Raw genomic sequence first — 17,459 nt, forward strand, 5'->3', positions numbered from 1 at the left:
TTTAAATGTTTTCCAAAAGACTGAAGCCGATTGTAACATTCCCATTTTTGTTATGAAGCGTCATTAGTAATGCTCGTGATAGAGTGTGATAAAATGAGAAAGATATTTATTAGCATTATTTGTGAGGTGATGGCAACAAGATATGAAATTTTTAAAGTATGCATTCATTCTAATTTTTGTCTGTACATTGAGTGTTGATGTGCCAATGCCTATTGTTCATGGACAAACAAATGCATTAGATCATATTAATTTAAAGCAAAATGTACAATTGCAAGTTGGTAGTAACCAAGTTAAAGGGGCGATTTTGGATTCACAAATAGATCGCACAACGGCATATACGCTAGTAATAAAGAGTAAACAAGAACAATTATTAAAAAAAGTGATTGTTTTGAATCAATCATTTACGGCAACGCTTAGTCGAAAGTTAAACAAGCACGATCAAATAACGATACAGTTACAGAATAAATCTGGGCAGGTGATGGCGAAAGCTGTCTCGATGACACTCGCAAAATGGCAAGTATTGGGTAAACCATCATTAAAAATTAAGATGGCTAATTGGTCAAATGTTTTTCAAAATAGTCGTGTGGCATTAAAAAAATATCGCGTTGTCCAAGCGCCCAAAACAGGTTTGTCTTATCTAAAAAAACCGACGTACATATCAGCAAAAAATAAATTATCAGTTATTCGGGCGAATAAACAATCTGTTGATCCAATTGCTGGTTACCAAACAGCGTTGCTTTTGCCCACTATTTCAACAAGATTAGTCAATTGGCAGTTACCACAAGGAAGTGTCATGCATGGTCATTATTTGTATGTCATGTATGAATCGCAACAACATAAGAGTTATGGTCGGATCGTCCGCTACGATATTCAAAAATTAAAGGCGTTACATGTTTGGCAATCAAGCAGTGACGATGATTTACGTCAATTAGAAAGTAGAATTAATAATCATTATTTTGCTACAAATCATGATGAACAATTAATACAAAGCGTCAAAATTGGACCAGAGTTTTATATGGGACATGGACAAGCGATTGCATATAATGCGCAAGATCATCATATATGGCTTGTGGCTTTAGCACGGCACTCAAGGCAACAGCAATTGATTCGCGTACGGCTAGATACATTGTATCCTACTGATCAACATAAATTTATATTTAGAGATATTAAAAACAAGCAATCATTTCATGGTGAACAAAATTTGAGTATTGATGCAGATGGTAATGTTGCCATGGTTGCAATGATTTCTAAGCAAACGAAACATTCATTGACTGCAAAAAATATCCAAGTGGGAGATGTCATGTTATACCATGGGAATATTAGGCATGGTCAGTTAAGAATGAGGGCATCGCAAACAATTATTCGCCAAAAGCCAGGTTATTTTGGGCAATTTTTATCTGTCAATCAACAAACGGATCAACTATTTTATTTGACTGATGGTGCTTATTATGCGATACCTGCTACGAAGTGGATTAGTGACAATTTACAATCATCGGATATTAAAAGTGGTGTTTATGCCACAAAGAAACAGGGCACGAGAGAATTCGAGTCACAATTTTGGGACGAACATGGGAAATCATACCTAATCGTTAATCGTGGCGCAGAAATCATGCACGAAATGCAATAAACGGCTAATTGTCAGATAATTGCAAAATATGAATGCCATATTTTTGTTATACTTGGAATATCTTGTTTAGGGGTAAAGGGTAATACTATGGGACGAACACAAAAAATAAAAAATCGTATAAAAAATTCAGGCTTTTTTGGTATGATGTATCTGGCAAGTGTAGGTGCCTTTATAAAGGTATTACAATTATTCATTAGACCAAATGAAAAACAAATTTTATTTATATCATATAGTGGTCGTCAATATTCAGACACTCCAAAAGAAGCGTACAATATGCTTCGTGAAGATCCTGATTTTGCAGAATATGATCTGGTATGGGCATTTAATAAGCCCAAAATTTTTGTTCAGCCAGAATTAGGACGGAAAATATCAGCGAATTCACCATTATTTTTTTATCATTTACTGAAATCAAAATATTGGATTGCAAATTCTAGTATTGATCGTTTAATTCCATTTCACCACAAAAGACATATTTATATTCAATTTTGGCATGGTATTCCGCTAAAAACGTTAGGTCATGCTGAAATTGGACTATCACGTTTAGTACAGTATTGGTATGATCATGTGCAATTTGATTTTATGTTTACCTACAGTGATTATGACTTAGAAAAGTTTAAGGACGTCTTTCCAAAAACGAAGCGTTTTGTAGAGCAGGGGCAGTTACGTAAAAATATTGTGACACGCTATCAGAAAAATATGACACCAGCTCGCATTAAATATCAATTGGGTATTAAATCAGATAAACCTATTTTATTGTATGTTCCGACATTTCGAGGATATCAGCCAAAAGAGCAAACAAATCTGACGTCGGCAACGTTAGAAAAATTATCACAGACATACACGGTTGTTTATCGTGGTCATTATTTTTCTGAGGGAGTCAAACAAGGGCGCATTATTACAGCAGATAAATATTCGTTATATAAATTATTCATTGTTGCAGATACATTAATTACAGATTTTTCAAGTGTCTTTTTTGATTTTGCAATTTATGGTAAGAAAATTTATATTTTTCAACCGGATGTGAATGAATATTGTGTTCGTCGCGGTATTTATTTAGATGCTAAAAAAGATTTAAATCTACCAGTTGCTTATTCTGAAACAGAATTGATGGATCTACTACGTACTGATCATTATGATTACGATGTATTAGCAAATATTAGCAATACATATAACCCACATGCAGGAAAAGATGCAGCGTTGGCATTAAAAAATATTTTGATGCACTTGTCATGATACAATAATAAAGGCTTTATATCGCAAGCTAAAATTACGAGTGTCATTTAGATAAGTGAACATATACATAAAAATATCATTAAGGAGTTTGTTATGAACGCTGGCGTAGTCAAAAAGATCAGCCATTATTTGATACCTGGATTAGCTTTTGCTTTAATTCTAGGTTATGTTTGCCGATTTGGATTCTTATATTCAGGTGCGGATCTACAATTTCATGCTAATCGAATTTATGAATTTTATCAGCATTTAAAGAATGGTAACTTGATACCGGTTATTTCGACATATTCGGCTAATCAAATCGGCAGTATTGTGCCAACAATGTATCCTTCTTTACCAGTATATATTGGGGCTGTTTTACAGTTTATTTTTCCACCAGTAACGGCAATGTATGTGTTGATGTGGTTACAACTGATGACGCAGTTTAGTATTGCAAAGTGGGTTGGTAAAGAATTGGGGATGGCTAGTTTTGAAAGTACAACCATGGCGTTTATTTACACTGTGGCTGTGCCAACATTATCACAAGTTATTCAGCAATGGCTGTTTGGAGAAGTCTGGGCAATGTCATTTATGCCACTGATCGTCTTGGGGTTGGTTCGACTATCGAAAACAACGACCGATACAACAGTTAAACTTGATAAGAAAACAATTAATTTATTAGCCATTGGGTTTACACTAATCGTCTTGTCACACGTCTTGTCGTTTGCGATTGTTCTAGGTTATGCCTTATTATATGTTGTTTATTTATTAGTATTTAAGAAAAATCGTTTAAATGTTTTCATAAATTTGTTTGTCGCTGGTGTCATTGCGGTGTTACTGTCATTAGTATTTCTCTTACCATTTATTGTTGCTATGCTAGGAAATCATCTTGTCACACCCGCAGCAACAGAATTGAGTATTTGGTCAGCACCAGATATTCATGAGTTTTTAAAAGCAACATTTGCTATCCAGCCTGACGCACGGTTCAAGACAGATACGATTGGTGTGATTGCTTTCTTAGCAATTTTTGGGGTGTTGTTTACGTGGCGTAAACAAGATCACTTCACAAAGGTAGCAACCCTGATTGGAATCTTGGTTACTTTTAGCGGAATGCACTATATTTGGCAATACCTGTATGGTACGAAATTAGGTGTGATTCAATTCCCACATCGTGTTTTCATTATTGCAATTTTTTTGTTAAGTTTAGCAGCTGTCTTCGCAATTAAAAATGTTGTCCCTTCAAATCGTTTACGGCAAAGTATCTATATAATGCTCATGCTGTTTTCATTTGGATTTGCCGTCCTTAACGTGAAATATGGCTTTGTTGACCGTGTCAATGCTTCTGCAGTCCGGACAAGTCAACGATCAACGGCGAAGCAACCAGTTAGTTATACGCCAATGGCCAACTTTAAAATAAAAAATAATGATTTTTCTAACATAATGGGGTATTGGGTGACATATGGGGCGTTTGATTATATGCCTGAAAATGTTACTTTTAATAAGAATTTGCAGAATAAAAAAATTGTTCAAGATGGTAAACCAGTTAAAACCGCTGCAACGTCATTACCTAATGGTATGCAATATAAAGGCAGTTTAAAAACGAACCAATTAACGACATTACCAATGGTTGGTTATGATAGTTTACGATATGATATTACTGATCAAAATAATAAGCATTATGCTTATCGCATCAATCACAACCAGCAATTGCAAATCAAGTCAGGTAATCAACGCCTTAAGGTGATAACGGTTTATGCTAAGACGCCAGTAACGACTGTCGTTGCTTGGTGTATTAGCATTGCGACAGCAATTATATTAAGCTTGTATCATTTTGTTAGTTGTCGACGCAGATACTGACCAATTTTTTTGGCTTTGATAAATAACCATTCATTTTTAACTTATTAAATATAGTAAGATTATCAAGCACTTGAGAAGTGTAATCATACAATATGAGGTAAGTTTAAGATGTTTTATTTTAAACAGGTTCTGACGGTTTTGATCATTGGGATATTGAGCACTGTCATAGCGGTAAAATGTATTTCAGCGAATGGCGTGCCGAATATATCAGCTGGTCAATCAAATATGCCTAGGATTGATTTTGTAGATGTTTCTTCGTGGAATGGTCAATTATCAGTAAATGACTTCAATAAGATGAAGGCATACGGTGTCAAAGGTGTCATTGTTAAATTAACTGAAGGTCAATATTACTTAAATCCAAATGCACGAACACAGATTAATGCTGCTCGGCAAGCTGGATTAAAAGTTGCTGTTTATCATTATTCAAAGTTCAATTCACGACTAGCCGCAAATAAAGAAGCGGATTATTTTCTGAATCAGATTAAACATTTAGATTTATCGACTGACACAGTCTTAGTGGATGATTTAGAAGATACGGCTACTCAAAATGGTAGGGTTACTGAAAATGCGATGGCATTTCGAGATTATTTAGCAGCAGCAGGTTATCATCAGCAGATGCTTTATACGTCGCCAAATTTTATCGCAGTAACGAAACTTAATGTACAAGCATTTGGCAATCGAAATATTTGGATGGCATCGTATCCATATCAACCAACGAGTTATAATTTATGGCATACCCAGTATGGTGCTTGGCAATGGAATTCAAAAACGACCTTTCCAGGTGTGGCAGGTTTATTCGATGTTAGTGTGGATTATGGATCAGTTTTCTTGCAGCAACCGCAATCAGTTGAGATACAAAGTGCCGATATACATGGATTGCAAAATAATAAGCTGTTAACTGGTTATTATCATGATGGTACCGGCTGGTATTGGTTTGAAAACGGGCAACGTTATACTGGTTTCCGTTATTATATGGGAACGTATTATTGGTTTACGGATGGTGTCCGTCAAAACGACCAATGGCAAACTGCCTGGGGTTATCGCTACTATGTTGACAATAATGGTCGTGCTGTCCAAAAAATAAAACGAATTGGAGAGCACCTGTATTATTTTGGTGACAATGGCACGTACTTCTTACGCACGAACCAATTTATAACCGTGAACCAACAAACATATTATGCAAATGAACAAGGTATCCTGTCACCTTGGCGAGGATATATTAATGTTGGCGCAGGTTGGCGTTGGTATGAAAAAGGTCAGTTATATACGGGTTTCCGATATCACATGGGCGCTTTTTATTGGTTTGACCAAGGTGTTCGTCAGGAAAACCAATGGCGTTCTGCTTGGGGTCATCAATATTATGTTGGTCATGACGGTCGTGCAGTGCAAGGTTATCAAAAAATAGGGCGTCGTTATTATTATTTTGGTAATAACGGCACATATTATCTACGTTAACAACTGAATTTTTGAGGCTGTTCTTACGAAAAATGAGAATAGCCTTTTTAGTTAATCAGAAAAATTGACAAGAATTATGTGAATAAGCGTATAATGTTTACTAGTTATATCGAATAAGAAAAGCAGGTTAAAATTAATGATTACAATTAAGTCACAACGTGAAATCGAAGGCATGAAGAAATCTGGTGAAATTATTGCCGGTATGCACAAGGGGTTACGTGAATTAATCAAGCCAGGTATTTCAACTTGGGAAATCGAAGAATTTAGTCGCAACTACATCGAGAGTCATGGTGGACGTGCAGCTCAAATTGGTTTTGAAGGTTTCAAATATGCGACAACCGTTTCGGTTAATAATGAAGTCGCACATGCTTTTCCACGAAAAAAATTGTTTTTAAAAAATGGCGATTTAGTCAAGGTAGACACTGTTGTTGATTTAGATGGCTATTATTCAGATTCTGCTTGGTCTTATGCTGTTGGTGAAGTTTCTGACGAAGTAAAGCGTTTGATGGCAGTGGCTAAAAAGGCCTTGTATCTTGGTATTGATCAAGCACAAGTTGGCAATCGTATTGGTGATATCGGTGCAGCAATCGATAAATATGTGACAGATGAAAACGGTTATGGTAATGTACGTGAATATATTGGACATGGCATTCAACCAACAATGCATGAAGAACCAGCTGTACCACATTATGGTAAAGTTGGCCATGGATTACGTCTAAAAGCAGGGATGACCATTACGATTGAACCAATGGTGAATATTGGTGGTTGGAAAGTTAATACATCATCAGAAGATGGTTGGACAGTGACAACTGCTGACGGTTCTTGGTCGGCACAATATGAACATGTTGTGGCAATTACTAACGATGGTCCTAAAATTTTGACGTCACAAGATCCAATATTTGACGCAAAATATCTATAAAAATTAGCAAACAAGAAGGAAGTTTCAAAATGTCAGAAACCGGATACTTATTTACAAAACGATTTTTAGATATTTCTGTCTCACTATTTGCGTTAATCATTTTATCACCAGTGTTTTTAATTGTTTCGATTTTTTACTTTTTTGGTGATAATCGTGGTCCTATTTTTTATCAACAAAAACGAATCGGGCAAAATCATAAAGAATTTGGTATTTACAAATTTCGGTCAATGGTTGTAGGCGCTGAGGAAAAATTGTACGCGAATAAAGATTTATACGCAAAGTTTGTCGAGAACGGTTATAAATTACCTACAGAAGAAGATCCACGTATTACGAAGTTTGGTGCTTTCTTACGTAAAACTTCTATTGATGAATTACCGCAATTTATTAATATTTTAAAAGGTGAAATGAGCATTGTTGGTCCACGACCAGTTGTCGAAAAAGAGCTGGTTGAATATGGGGAAGATGTTGATAAATTTTTATCAGTCAAACCAGGTGCAATGGGATTATGGCAAGCCAGTGGACGAAGCGAAATACAATATCCTGAACGTGCACAATTGGAGATTGCCTATGTTGATAAAGCAGACTTATGGTTTGATTTTAAAATATTATTTATGACTGTTATTGCCGTCTTTAAAGGTGAAGGGGCAATGTAAAAGTTCAAAAATTTGTGATAAAACTATAAAACTCGCGACATCTCCTGTATACTGAGATGTAGCGAGTTTTCGCATCTAACTGATTGATATTGATATCAGAATTTTTTAGACTAAGAGGAAATAGTGTACAATGGAAAATCAATTTACTATGACTGATTTAATTAAGCATATGATTCGCAATGCTTGGTGGATTATCGTTTTGGGTATTATTGGTGGTGTTGCGATGTATTTTATGAATAAGCAACCAACAGCAACGAGCTTTAGTGCATCGCGAACAATGTATGTTGGGAAAAATGATAGTAATGTCAAAGATCCGAATTCACGGGTGATGGGAAATTCTTGGATGTTAAAAACCTATCGTGCAATCGGTAAGGATAGTCAAATTATCGATCCAGCAGTGAAACAACTTAAAAAAGAACATGTGAAAATCACAGCAAATGAGCTCCGTCAATCAGTTGATTTAACATCACCCGATAGTACGTTGTTAATTAATGCAAAAGTGCATGATGTGAAGAAGGGTCGACAAGCCGTTAAAATGGTGAAGGCTTATACAGATTCATATGCGGTTAATGCACCAAAATTAATTTCAAATATGCCTAAACCAGAATTGATGTCAGCACCTAAGAAGGCACATATTGCAACAATCGTTGCCGGGTCTCCTAAGAAAGCGGCCGCATTTGGTCTCGTTGCCGGGGTTGTCATTGGCATTGTCTTAGCATTTTTTACAGGTATATTTAAAAATTTTAAAACAATAAAAGCATAAAAAGGAGTGACATATGGTTAGTTGGTTAATGCCTTTTGCAATTTTGCCAAAAACTTATACCTTCTTTTTCTTTGATTTATTTTCACAAATAGCAGTATTAGTATTTGGATTATTTATCCTAGTGAAGCTTTATTTACAACCGACACAACTTGACGAAATTTTACCTAAAACAAATACATTGCGTATCTGGGGTGTTTTTATTGTTGTGCAATTGATTATAATGACACACCAGTCGTTTACGGTTGGCGCAACAACGCGTGTTTATGGCTTGTTGCACGGATTAATGATGTTCATTCAAATGATTTTAGTAATTTGGATGGTCTATACGATTCAAAAGATGGTCATTCAAAATTATAATGATGTGGCAAAGTTTGTAAAATCATTAGTAATTACTTTGGCTGTATATTTAATTCTTATCGTTGTACCGCAAATATTGTATTTATTTGGTATGACACAATTAGAGCATTGGATTAATCCGATTGCCCATTTGTTTGAGCGTCATTGGCAAGGTAGAGATTTTTATGCGAATGGTAGTTATGTGACAACATCTAAACGTGTTAATGGCTTTGAGCCTGAAGCTGCCTATCTTGCATTACTAGTTGGTATTGCATTCAGTCCAATGTTGTTGATGCTGATTCAGGAACCAATTAAAAACTTCAAAAAGCGTTGGGTATACTGGGCAGTATTGGGCTTGAGTTTAATGAGTATGCTGGTTTTGCTACTGGCAAAGACAACGACTGGATTTTTGTTAATTGCAGTAATTGCAGTCGTTTATTGGTTAGCTGCACCAAAACAACAAAAAATTGGCTTATTTATCCTAGGTATATTTGGCTTTTTCGGTATTGTTGCTGCTTACTACGTCATACCAAGTATTCATAGTTTGCTTAATACTTGGATCTTTGAAAAGGGTGGTACTGATAATCGTCTTGGTGGCACAATTGCGTTGATTAAAACTTGGTTGCAACATCCATTATTTGGTGTTGGGTATGGTTACGAAGGACAATATATCATAGATAACTTGCCAGCATGGTCAAAGGATAATTTTGAATTCCAAGAAGTTTATACAAAGCAAGCTTATCCAATCTTAAATGATTTGTTTGGTTGGCTTTCTAGATATGGTGTTATTTTCTTGCTGATCTTCGTGTGGTTATTGATGGGACTTGTTAAGCGGTCTTTGATTGTCTTAAAGTCATTGCGTGGTAAGAATGACCAGCATAGTGTCCTTTATCGTGTGTCGATTAAAGCGTTCTATATGACGATTATTACAATCACCATTGTGAGCGCAGTAACACCATCAAATGTCCTTTCATGGCCGATCTTATTAATGTTATTCTTTTATTGGCGTGTTATTCATATTGCAGAGGAGGAAATGTTGAACAATGAAAATCCTAATTGCAACGCATAAAAAATACGATATTCCTCAAATGCCTGGTTATCAGCCTATTATGGTAGGATCTGCTTTAAGAGATGAAATTCCAACGACGTATTTGCGAGATGATACTGGCAAGAATATTTCAGAGTTGAACCCTTTTTTTAATGAATTAACAGCGTTATATTGGGCGAAATATAATTTAAAAGATGAGGAAATTATCGGATTAGATCATTATCGTCGTTATCTTGGGGTTACTTCAGGACATGATTTGAAAAATGTGCTTAACCAGCAACAAATTGATGATGCATTAGCAAAAGTAGACGTTCTTTTACCAAAGCAACGTAATTATTATATTGAGTCACAGAAGGATCATTACTTGAATGCACATCAACATGAACCATATTTTGAAATGCAACGGGTGATTAAAGAAAATTTCCCAAAATATTTACCAGCATTTGAAAAAATGGAGAAGAGTAAAAAGGCGCATTTATTTAATATGAGTGTGATGAAACAGGCTGATTTTCAGTCTTATACAGACTTTTTGTTTGGTGTTTTAAATCAAGTTGCTCAAAATATTCCTTATGAGACTTATGAAGGACAAGAACGACGCGTCTTCGGCTTTTTATCTGAAAGGTTGATGGACACATGGTTATATACTGAGGGAAAAACTTTCCTTGAATTTCCGGTTATTACAACAGAAAAAACGAATTGGTTAGATAAAGGGACACAGTTTTTAAAGCGTAAATTTTTAAAAAATACTAACAAGAAGGTCCACTTTTAAAACACAATATCCTGAATTTATGGTAAAGTAAATTCAGGATATTTTTATAGATATATATAGAGGAAATTAATCAATGACTTTAAACGATAAAAATTATGACTATCTCGTAGTAGGAGCTGGTCCATTTGGTGCAATTTTTGCTTATGAGGCTGCAAAGCGTGGTAAGCGTTCACTTATCATTGAAAAGCGACCACATATTGCGGGTAATACTTATACCCATACAGACCATGGCATTACGGTTCATGATTTTGGTGCGCATATTTTCCATACAGATAACAAAGAGGTCTGGGAATATATTAACCAATTTGCTGAGTTTAATGGTTATCAAAATCAAGTGGTGGCAAACTACAAGGGTGAACTTTATAATTTGCCATTCAACATGAATACCTTCTATGAGATGTGGGGAACGAAGACCCCAGCCGAAGCACAAGCTAAGATTGAAGAACAAAAAAAAGCGGCGCTCGCTGAATTAGGTGATCGTGAGCCACGCAACCTAGAGGAACAAGCAATCTCATTAATTGGTACGGATATTTATCAAAAATTAGTTAAGGGATATACTGAAAAGCAATGGGGACGCAAGGCAACGGAATTACCAGCTTTCATTATTAAGCGTCTACCCGTCCGTTTTATTTATGATAATAATTACTTTAACCACCGTTACCAAGGTATTCCGGTTGGCGGTTATACGCAAATCTTTGAAAAGATGCTGGATAATGAGTTGATCGATGTGCGTGTCAATGAAGATTTCTTTGATCACAAGGCAGAATATATTGCTGAATTCCCACGCATTGTTTATACGGGTATGATCGATCAATTCTTTGATTATAAGTATGGTGAATTAGAATACCGTTCAGTTCGTTTTGAATCAGAATTGAAGCACACGGATAATTATCAAGGTAATTCGGTCATCAATTATACAGATGCGGAGACACCTTATACACGTGTGATGGAATGGAAACATTTTGATGGCTTATCAGATGATGGCGTAACGATTATTACCAAGGAATATCCACAGGAATGGGATCGTTCAAAGGAAGCATATTATCCTGTTAATGATGAGAAAAATACGAATTTGTATAAGCAATATGCAAAGGAAGCACGTCAACATAAAGACCAATTTATTTTTGGTGGTCGTCTAGGACAATATCGCTACTATGACATGGATCAAGTGTTTAATGCAGCATTTAATACTGTTAAGAAAGAATTTGATATCCCAGCAGATTTCAACTTTGCTCATGATGAGGAACACTAAAACATTGTTAATATAACCTGTTAATGAGGTACAATCATCCGATGAAAAGGTGCGTTGTGCCTTATTTTTCTAAGGACTTAATACTTAGATGATAAATTATTTAAGAATGGCATGGGGTATTTCAGTGGCAATAGGTATTGCTATTCAAATTTTAGTTTACTTTTTATAACTGAAATAAGCCTGACTAATTCATCTGTTGGTTTTATCTCAGATAACTGAGATAATTTGTTAAGTAAAAATACCAACTATAAATAAAATCATGTCATAATAGAACTTGATTTTATTTATATATAAGGAAAGAGAACATGCAAGTTGTAAAAAATTATTTATATAATGTCTTTTATCAGTTATTAGTGGTATTAGCACCATTGATAACAATGACGTATTTGTCACATGTACTTGGTGCTAACGGTATGGGAATACAAGCATGGACAAATTCAATTGTGAGTTATTTTCTATTATTTGCGACATTAGGTATTACACTATATGGTCAACGAGAAATTGCTTATGTTCGCGATGATATTGAACTACGCAATCGACGATTCTGGGAAATTCAGATTCTACACACGCTCGTTAGTTTACTTGCTATTTTTGCCTATTTGCTTTTTGTTTATTTGATGCGCAATGTTTCGGGTGAATTTAATCAAAATACACACCAATTATATTTACAAACTTGGGTCATTGTTTCAGGTTTGCTAGATATTTCTTGGTATTTCATGGGCTTAGAAGACTTTAAAAAGACGGTTATTCGAAATTCACTAGTCAAAATAGCGATGGTCGTCCTCATCTTTTTGGTTGTGAAATCACCTGATGACGTTAACAATTATATTTTGTTACTAGCATTGACGCAGGTTTTAGGTAATTTATCAATGTGGTTTTATATACCCGGACAAGTTAAATTGCCAAAGATTAAAACATTACGTTTGAAACAACATCTGATACCAACGTTAGCATTGTTTATGCCGACAATTGCAACGCAAATTTACTTACAGTTAAATAAAACAATGCTGCCTCTTTTTCAACCTGATTCAATTGGTTTGTCTGCATTCTATGAAAATGCTGACAAGATTATTAAGGTGTCATTAGCGCTTGTGACCGCATTAGGGACGGTGATGTTACCACGTGTTGCAAATTATTTTGTTAAAGGTAATTTATCAGCAGTGAATAAGGCAATTTATAAGTCAATGGATTTTGTGACCGCATTATCTGTACCATTAATGTTTGGTATGATGGCCTTGGGACCGAAAACATCTATTTGGTATATGGGGTGGTCATTTTTACCAGCCGGTTGGACAATATCAATATTATCGCCTATCATTGTTTTGATTGCTTGGAGTAATGTGCTAGGAACACAATATTTGATGCCAGTCAGCCGTACGAAGGACTACACGATGTCTGTGACGATTGGAGCAATTTTAAATGTTATTTTAAATTTCATTGCAATTCCAATGTGGAGTCTTTACGGTGCAGCAGTTGCAACAGTATTATCTGAAGCAGCAGTGACGATTTATCAATTAATTGTTGTGAGACATGATTTATCTATTACAAGACTGTTTACTGGTGTTTGGAAGTATTTTGTTGCGGGCATAATTATGTTTGCGATCCTGATACCAATGACGTTGAAGTTACAACCTAATCCGAGTGGCACTGTTGTCAGTATAGCGGTTGGAACCGTCGTTTATTTTGCGGTGGTGATATTGCTACGTGCGAATATCGTGACAGAAGGGCTAACTTTTGTAAAAAAATTTTTTAAAAAATAAGAAATAAGGAAAATTTTGCTATAATAGAATGCAGTAAGTTTTTAAAAGGGGAAGACATGGCAAAGCTATCTTTGATTGTACCGGTTTTTAACGAACAAGATACCGTAAATTTGTTTTATAATGCAATAGAAGAAGAACACAAAAATTTTTCCGAATATGAATTGGAATATTGGTTCATTGATGATGGCTCTTCTGATAAGACAATGGCTGTCGTGGATGAATTAATTGCAAAAGATGATCATGTGCATACAGTGTCATTTTCTAGAAATTTTGGTAAGGAATCGGCATTATACGCTGGCTTAGAACATGCAACCGGTGATTACGTTGCTGTCATGGACGTTGATTTACAAGATCCGCCAGCAATGTTACCAGAAATGTTAGCTGGTGTGTCATCTGGTGAATGGGATGCTGTCGGTGCACGTCGTACGAATCGACAGGGAGAACCAATTATTCGTTCATGGTTCTCAAAGCTATTTTATAAATTGATCAATGCAATGTCCGATACACATATCGTTGAAGGTGCACGAGACTTTCGTGTCATGAGTCGACAAATGGTGGATGCTATTTTAAGCATGCAAGAATATAATCGGTTTTCAAAAGGTATTTTTTCGTGGGTAGGATTTAAACAGAAGTACTTAGACTATGAAAATAAAGATCGGGTTGCTGGACAAACATCATGGTCTTTTTGGGGATTGTTCAAATACTCTATTGAAGGCTTTATTGATTTCTCACGAGCCCCTTTGTTACTAGTTTCTTTGTTAGGTGGTTTGGCATTTATCCTGGCAATTATTGGTGCAATTATTGTCTTTATTCGAGCAATTTTGTATCCAAGTACATCCGTATTTGGTTGGCCATCAATGGTTGTTATCATTTTGGCTCTTGGTGGTGTACAACTGTTAAGTATTGGTATTGTTGGTCGTTATATTTCAAATATTTATTTGGAAGTTAAAAAACGACCAATTTATGTGGCTAAAAAGGTGAAATAATCTAAGCCTCTTTTTAGGTCAAATCTGTATAAGTAAGTCTGAGTAATGTTAATTAACTCAAAAATAAAGAATGAAATAGTTGGGAGACTATAAAAATGACTGTGAGTGCGGTTGTGGTAACATATAATCGACTACCTATGTTAAAAGAGGTCGTTGAGGCCTTACAAAACTCTGAAACTAAGGTAGATAATATTATTATTGTTGATAATAATAGTGAAAAAGAGACACAAGAATATTTAACCAGTTTGGGTGATGCAATTCGTTATGTCCGTTTGACAGAAAATATTGGTGGATCGGGTGGCTTTAATAAAGGTGTTCGCTACTTTATGGAAGAGACGAATGATGACTATGTTTGGTTAATGGATGATGATACTGTACCAACACCAACGGCACTAACAGAATTAGTGAATGCTGCTGATAAACTAAATAATCAATTTGGCTTTTTGGCTTCTGATGTACGATGGACGGATAATTCTCGTGCACAAATGAATTTACCAGCACCAAAAAAACGATTCCATAAAATTCCACTTGATGCAACGGCACTTGAACCATTGCGTAATGCGACTTTTGTTTCTGTTATGTTTAGTCGAGAAATCGTCGCAAATATTGGCTTGCCAATTACTGAATTCTTTATTTGGGGCGATGATATTGAATATACAGAACGTTCAGCACGGGTATTGCCAGGTTACATGGTACCAACGTCTCGAGTGATTCATAAGATGGCTAATAATATTGCCTCTAATGTCTCACTAGATACAATTAATCGAGTGCCACGTTATTTCTATGCATTTCGTAATCAAATGTACTTTAGTCGGCAAAGAGGGTTATTGTTATACCTGCGAACCCATCTTAAAGTGTTGTACGAAATTTTTAGAGTGTTCCGTAACCACCAACCAAATATGAAGTTACGATTAAAAATGATTATTAAAGGAACGGTTACTGGATGGTTCTTCCGTCCTAAGGTTGAATTTGCAAAAAATAAAAAATTAAATGACTAGTATCGAAAGATGGTCTATGGTAAAGGTTGTTAATGCGTCATTAGCAATCTTTTTTTATTTTGAAAAAAGGGCCATTATTTCGGTGTTATCACGTACAATATAGTAAGACTATGTTTTTAAAGGAGCGATAGAGTCGTGGGTTCAAAAATTAAAGCTGTTATTAATAAGCATCCCAATATAAGCACGTTATTATTATTTGCCATATTAAGTTTTTTACTGATATTACCTTATCTGCACGGACCTGCTTACCAGCATAATCCGGGATGGGATGGTCGTTTTCATATTTCACGTATTGCCGAAAGTTATTTGAATTTAAAAGCGGGACATATAACGCAAATTAATCCAAGTATGATGACGAAAACTTTCGGATCATTTGGTTATCCTGAAAATATGTTTTATCCAATTTTTACGCTATTACCAGAAGCTTTTTTGCAAGTCATTGTTGGCAATGCTTATTTGGCGTATCTGATTTTTGTTGCACTAATCTTCTTTTTGACTTTTACATCAATGTACGTTGTGACACTAAAATTAACTCATAATCGCTATACGGCACTATTAAGCAGTATTTTATACGGCTTTGGTCATTTTACATTAACAATTACATTGTTTTACCGGAGTTTTGGCGGATCATTTGCATTTATTTTTATACCAATTGCTTTTTTGGGTATGTATCAAATTGCAGTTGGCGATTATAAACAGTGGTGGCTTTTATCACTCGGTGTCACTGGATTGATTTTTAGTGACTTGCCAGATGCTTGTGTCGCACTTTTATTATTAATGCTATGCTTCTTTGCAACTTTAACGCTATCAGAATCGTTAAAGGTAAAGTGGTTTAGATTATTGAGACTCGTATATGCCGGCATATTAACGGGTTGTCTGACAGCCTTTTTCTTATTACCACTAATGCAAAATCTATTATTTGTGAAAAATATTTCCGTAAATAAATTGATTTTATCCAAGACAACTTATGCACTTACAAGTCTATTTATTACTAGCAATATTGCATCATATAGTTTGGGCATACTAGGAATAATTTTATTTGTGTGTGTCGCCATTCGTTGGCACAAGTTTCAAGCACCTTTAAAATATTATGCTGTCATGATGTTATTGTCAGTGATATTGGCTTCTAATGTTTTTCCATGGCCAATTTTTGATAAATATTTTAGTTTTATTCAATTTGTTGGACGTTTTTTATATTTTGCAACGTTCTTATCTTCATTGTTAGGTGCCATTGCATTAAAGGACTTAATTACCAATAGGCAGAACCGACTAATAATAATTAGTTTGTTTGGCTTAATTGGCTTGACGACAGCAACTGCGTTAAACTTCAATATTAAACATAATCCAGAAAATAATGCAGTAACCATTGTTAAGTGGCAAGACTTTCAAAAAAGTACATTAAATAACTATGTTTATGATTATTTGCCAAAACAAAGTGTTGGATTAAAGTATCAGTTAGAGCAACATAATATTCCAGCAATTAATCCTAATCAAAATATACAACAGCTGAGCTGGTCGACAGGCTATAATGCTATTCACTATCAGATTAGTTCTAAGCAAGCAAATCAACGATTGATACTACCAAATATATATTATCCAGGCTTCCATACTTACGTTAATGGTAAAGAAATGACTACTAAGTATACCAAGGAAAATCTAATCGTTGTTGCTATTAAAAAAGGGCATAATAAAATTGATATTAGATACAAAAACACACCAGTTAGAATTTTTGCAAACTGGCTTAGCCTAGTATCGTGGTTAATCTTGATAATCATTGGCAGTATGAAAATCATCAAAGCAAAACATAAATCATAGGATGGGGCAAGT

The 17,459-nt window shown here is 35.1% G+C and carries 14 protein-coding genes; all 14 read left to right on the forward strand.

The window, feature by feature from the left end:
• Nucleotides 1-142 precede the first annotated feature (142 nt).
• The 14 genes from AC3B5D_RS01970 (at nucleotide 143) to AC3B5D_RS02035 (ending at nucleotide 17,447) form a co-directional block, all read left to right on the forward strand.
• A complete protein-coding gene (locus AC3B5D_RS01970; protein WP_489839774.1) occupies nucleotides 143-1,627 on the forward strand; it encodes a hypothetical protein in 1,485 nt (494 codons plus the stop codon).
• A gap of 87 nt (nucleotides 1,628-1,714) precedes the next feature.
• A complete protein-coding gene (locus AC3B5D_RS01975; protein ID WP_489839773.1) occupies nucleotides 1,715-2,860 on the forward strand; it encodes a CDP-glycerol glycerophosphotransferase family protein in 1,146 nt (381 codons plus the stop codon).
• A 93-nt stretch (nucleotides 2,861-2,953) separates the two neighbouring features.
• Entirely contained in the window at nucleotides 2,954-4,693 is a 1,740-nt protein-coding gene (locus AC3B5D_RS01980) for a hypothetical protein (protein WP_489839772.1), read from the forward strand.
• A gap of 225 nt (nucleotides 4,694-4,918) precedes the next feature.
• Entirely contained in the window at nucleotides 4,919-6,148 is a 1,230-nt protein-coding gene (locus AC3B5D_RS01985) for a GH25 family lysozyme (RefSeq protein WP_489878287.1), read from the forward strand.
• Nucleotides 6,149-6,284: 136 nt separating this feature from the next.
• Nucleotides 6,285-7,067: a type I methionyl aminopeptidase gene (map, locus tag AC3B5D_RS01990; protein WP_489839770.1), complete on the forward strand. Its 783-nt coding sequence runs from the start codon at nucleotides 6,285-6,287 to the stop codon at nucleotides 7,065-7,067.
• Between the two features lie 29 nt (nucleotides 7,068-7,096).
• Entirely contained in the window at nucleotides 7,097-7,720 is a 624-nt protein-coding gene (locus AC3B5D_RS01995; RefSeq protein WP_489839769.1) for a sugar transferase, read from the forward strand.
• Between the two features lie 130 nt (nucleotides 7,721-7,850).
• Nucleotides 7,851-8,483, forward strand: a complete 633-nt coding sequence (locus AC3B5D_RS02000; RefSeq protein ID WP_489839768.1) for a YveK family protein — start codon at nucleotides 7,851-7,853, stop codon at nucleotides 8,481-8,483.
• Nucleotides 8,484-8,496: 13 nt separating this feature from the next.
• Nucleotides 8,497-9,888 (forward strand): hypothetical protein, encoded by a 1,392-nt coding sequence (locus AC3B5D_RS02005; RefSeq protein ID WP_489839767.1) that lies wholly within the window; start codon nucleotides 8,497-8,499, stop codon nucleotides 9,886-9,888.
• Nucleotides 9,863-10,636 (forward strand): DUF4422 domain-containing protein, encoded by a 774-nt coding sequence (locus AC3B5D_RS02010; RefSeq protein ID WP_489839766.1) that lies wholly within the window; start codon nucleotides 9,863-9,865, stop codon nucleotides 10,634-10,636. Before AC3B5D_RS02005 ends, AC3B5D_RS02010 begins: the two co-directional genes overlap by 26 nt.
• Nucleotides 10,637-10,709: 73 nt before the next feature.
• Nucleotides 10,710-11,888 (forward strand): UDP-galactopyranose mutase, encoded by a 1,179-nt coding sequence (glf, locus tag AC3B5D_RS02015; RefSeq protein ID WP_489839765.1) that lies wholly within the window; start codon nucleotides 10,710-10,712, stop codon nucleotides 11,886-11,888.
• 305 nt (nucleotides 11,889-12,193) lie between these two features.
• Nucleotides 12,194-13,648 carry a flippase gene (locus AC3B5D_RS02020; protein WP_489839764.1) on the forward strand — a complete coding sequence of 485 codons (1,455 nt, stop codon included), beginning with the start codon at nucleotides 12,194-12,196 and terminating at the stop codon, nucleotides 13,646-13,648.
• 56 nt (nucleotides 13,649-13,704) lie between these two features.
• A complete protein-coding gene (locus AC3B5D_RS02025) occupies nucleotides 13,705-14,634 on the forward strand; it encodes a glycosyltransferase family 2 protein (protein WP_489839763.1) in 930 nt (309 codons plus the stop codon).
• Between the two features lie 95 nt (nucleotides 14,635-14,729).
• A complete protein-coding gene (locus tag AC3B5D_RS02030) occupies nucleotides 14,730-15,632 on the forward strand; it encodes a glycosyltransferase family 2 protein (protein ID WP_489839762.1) in 903 nt (300 codons plus the stop codon).
• 135 nt (nucleotides 15,633-15,767) lie between these two features.
• On the forward strand, nucleotides 15,768-17,447 hold the full coding sequence (locus tag AC3B5D_RS02035; RefSeq protein ID WP_489839761.1) for a hypothetical protein: 1,680 nt from the start codon (nucleotides 15,768-15,770) through the stop codon (nucleotides 17,445-17,447).
• Nucleotides 17,448-17,459 lie beyond the last annotated feature (12 nt).

Source organism: Weissella sp. ESL1177, assembly GCF_058107185.1.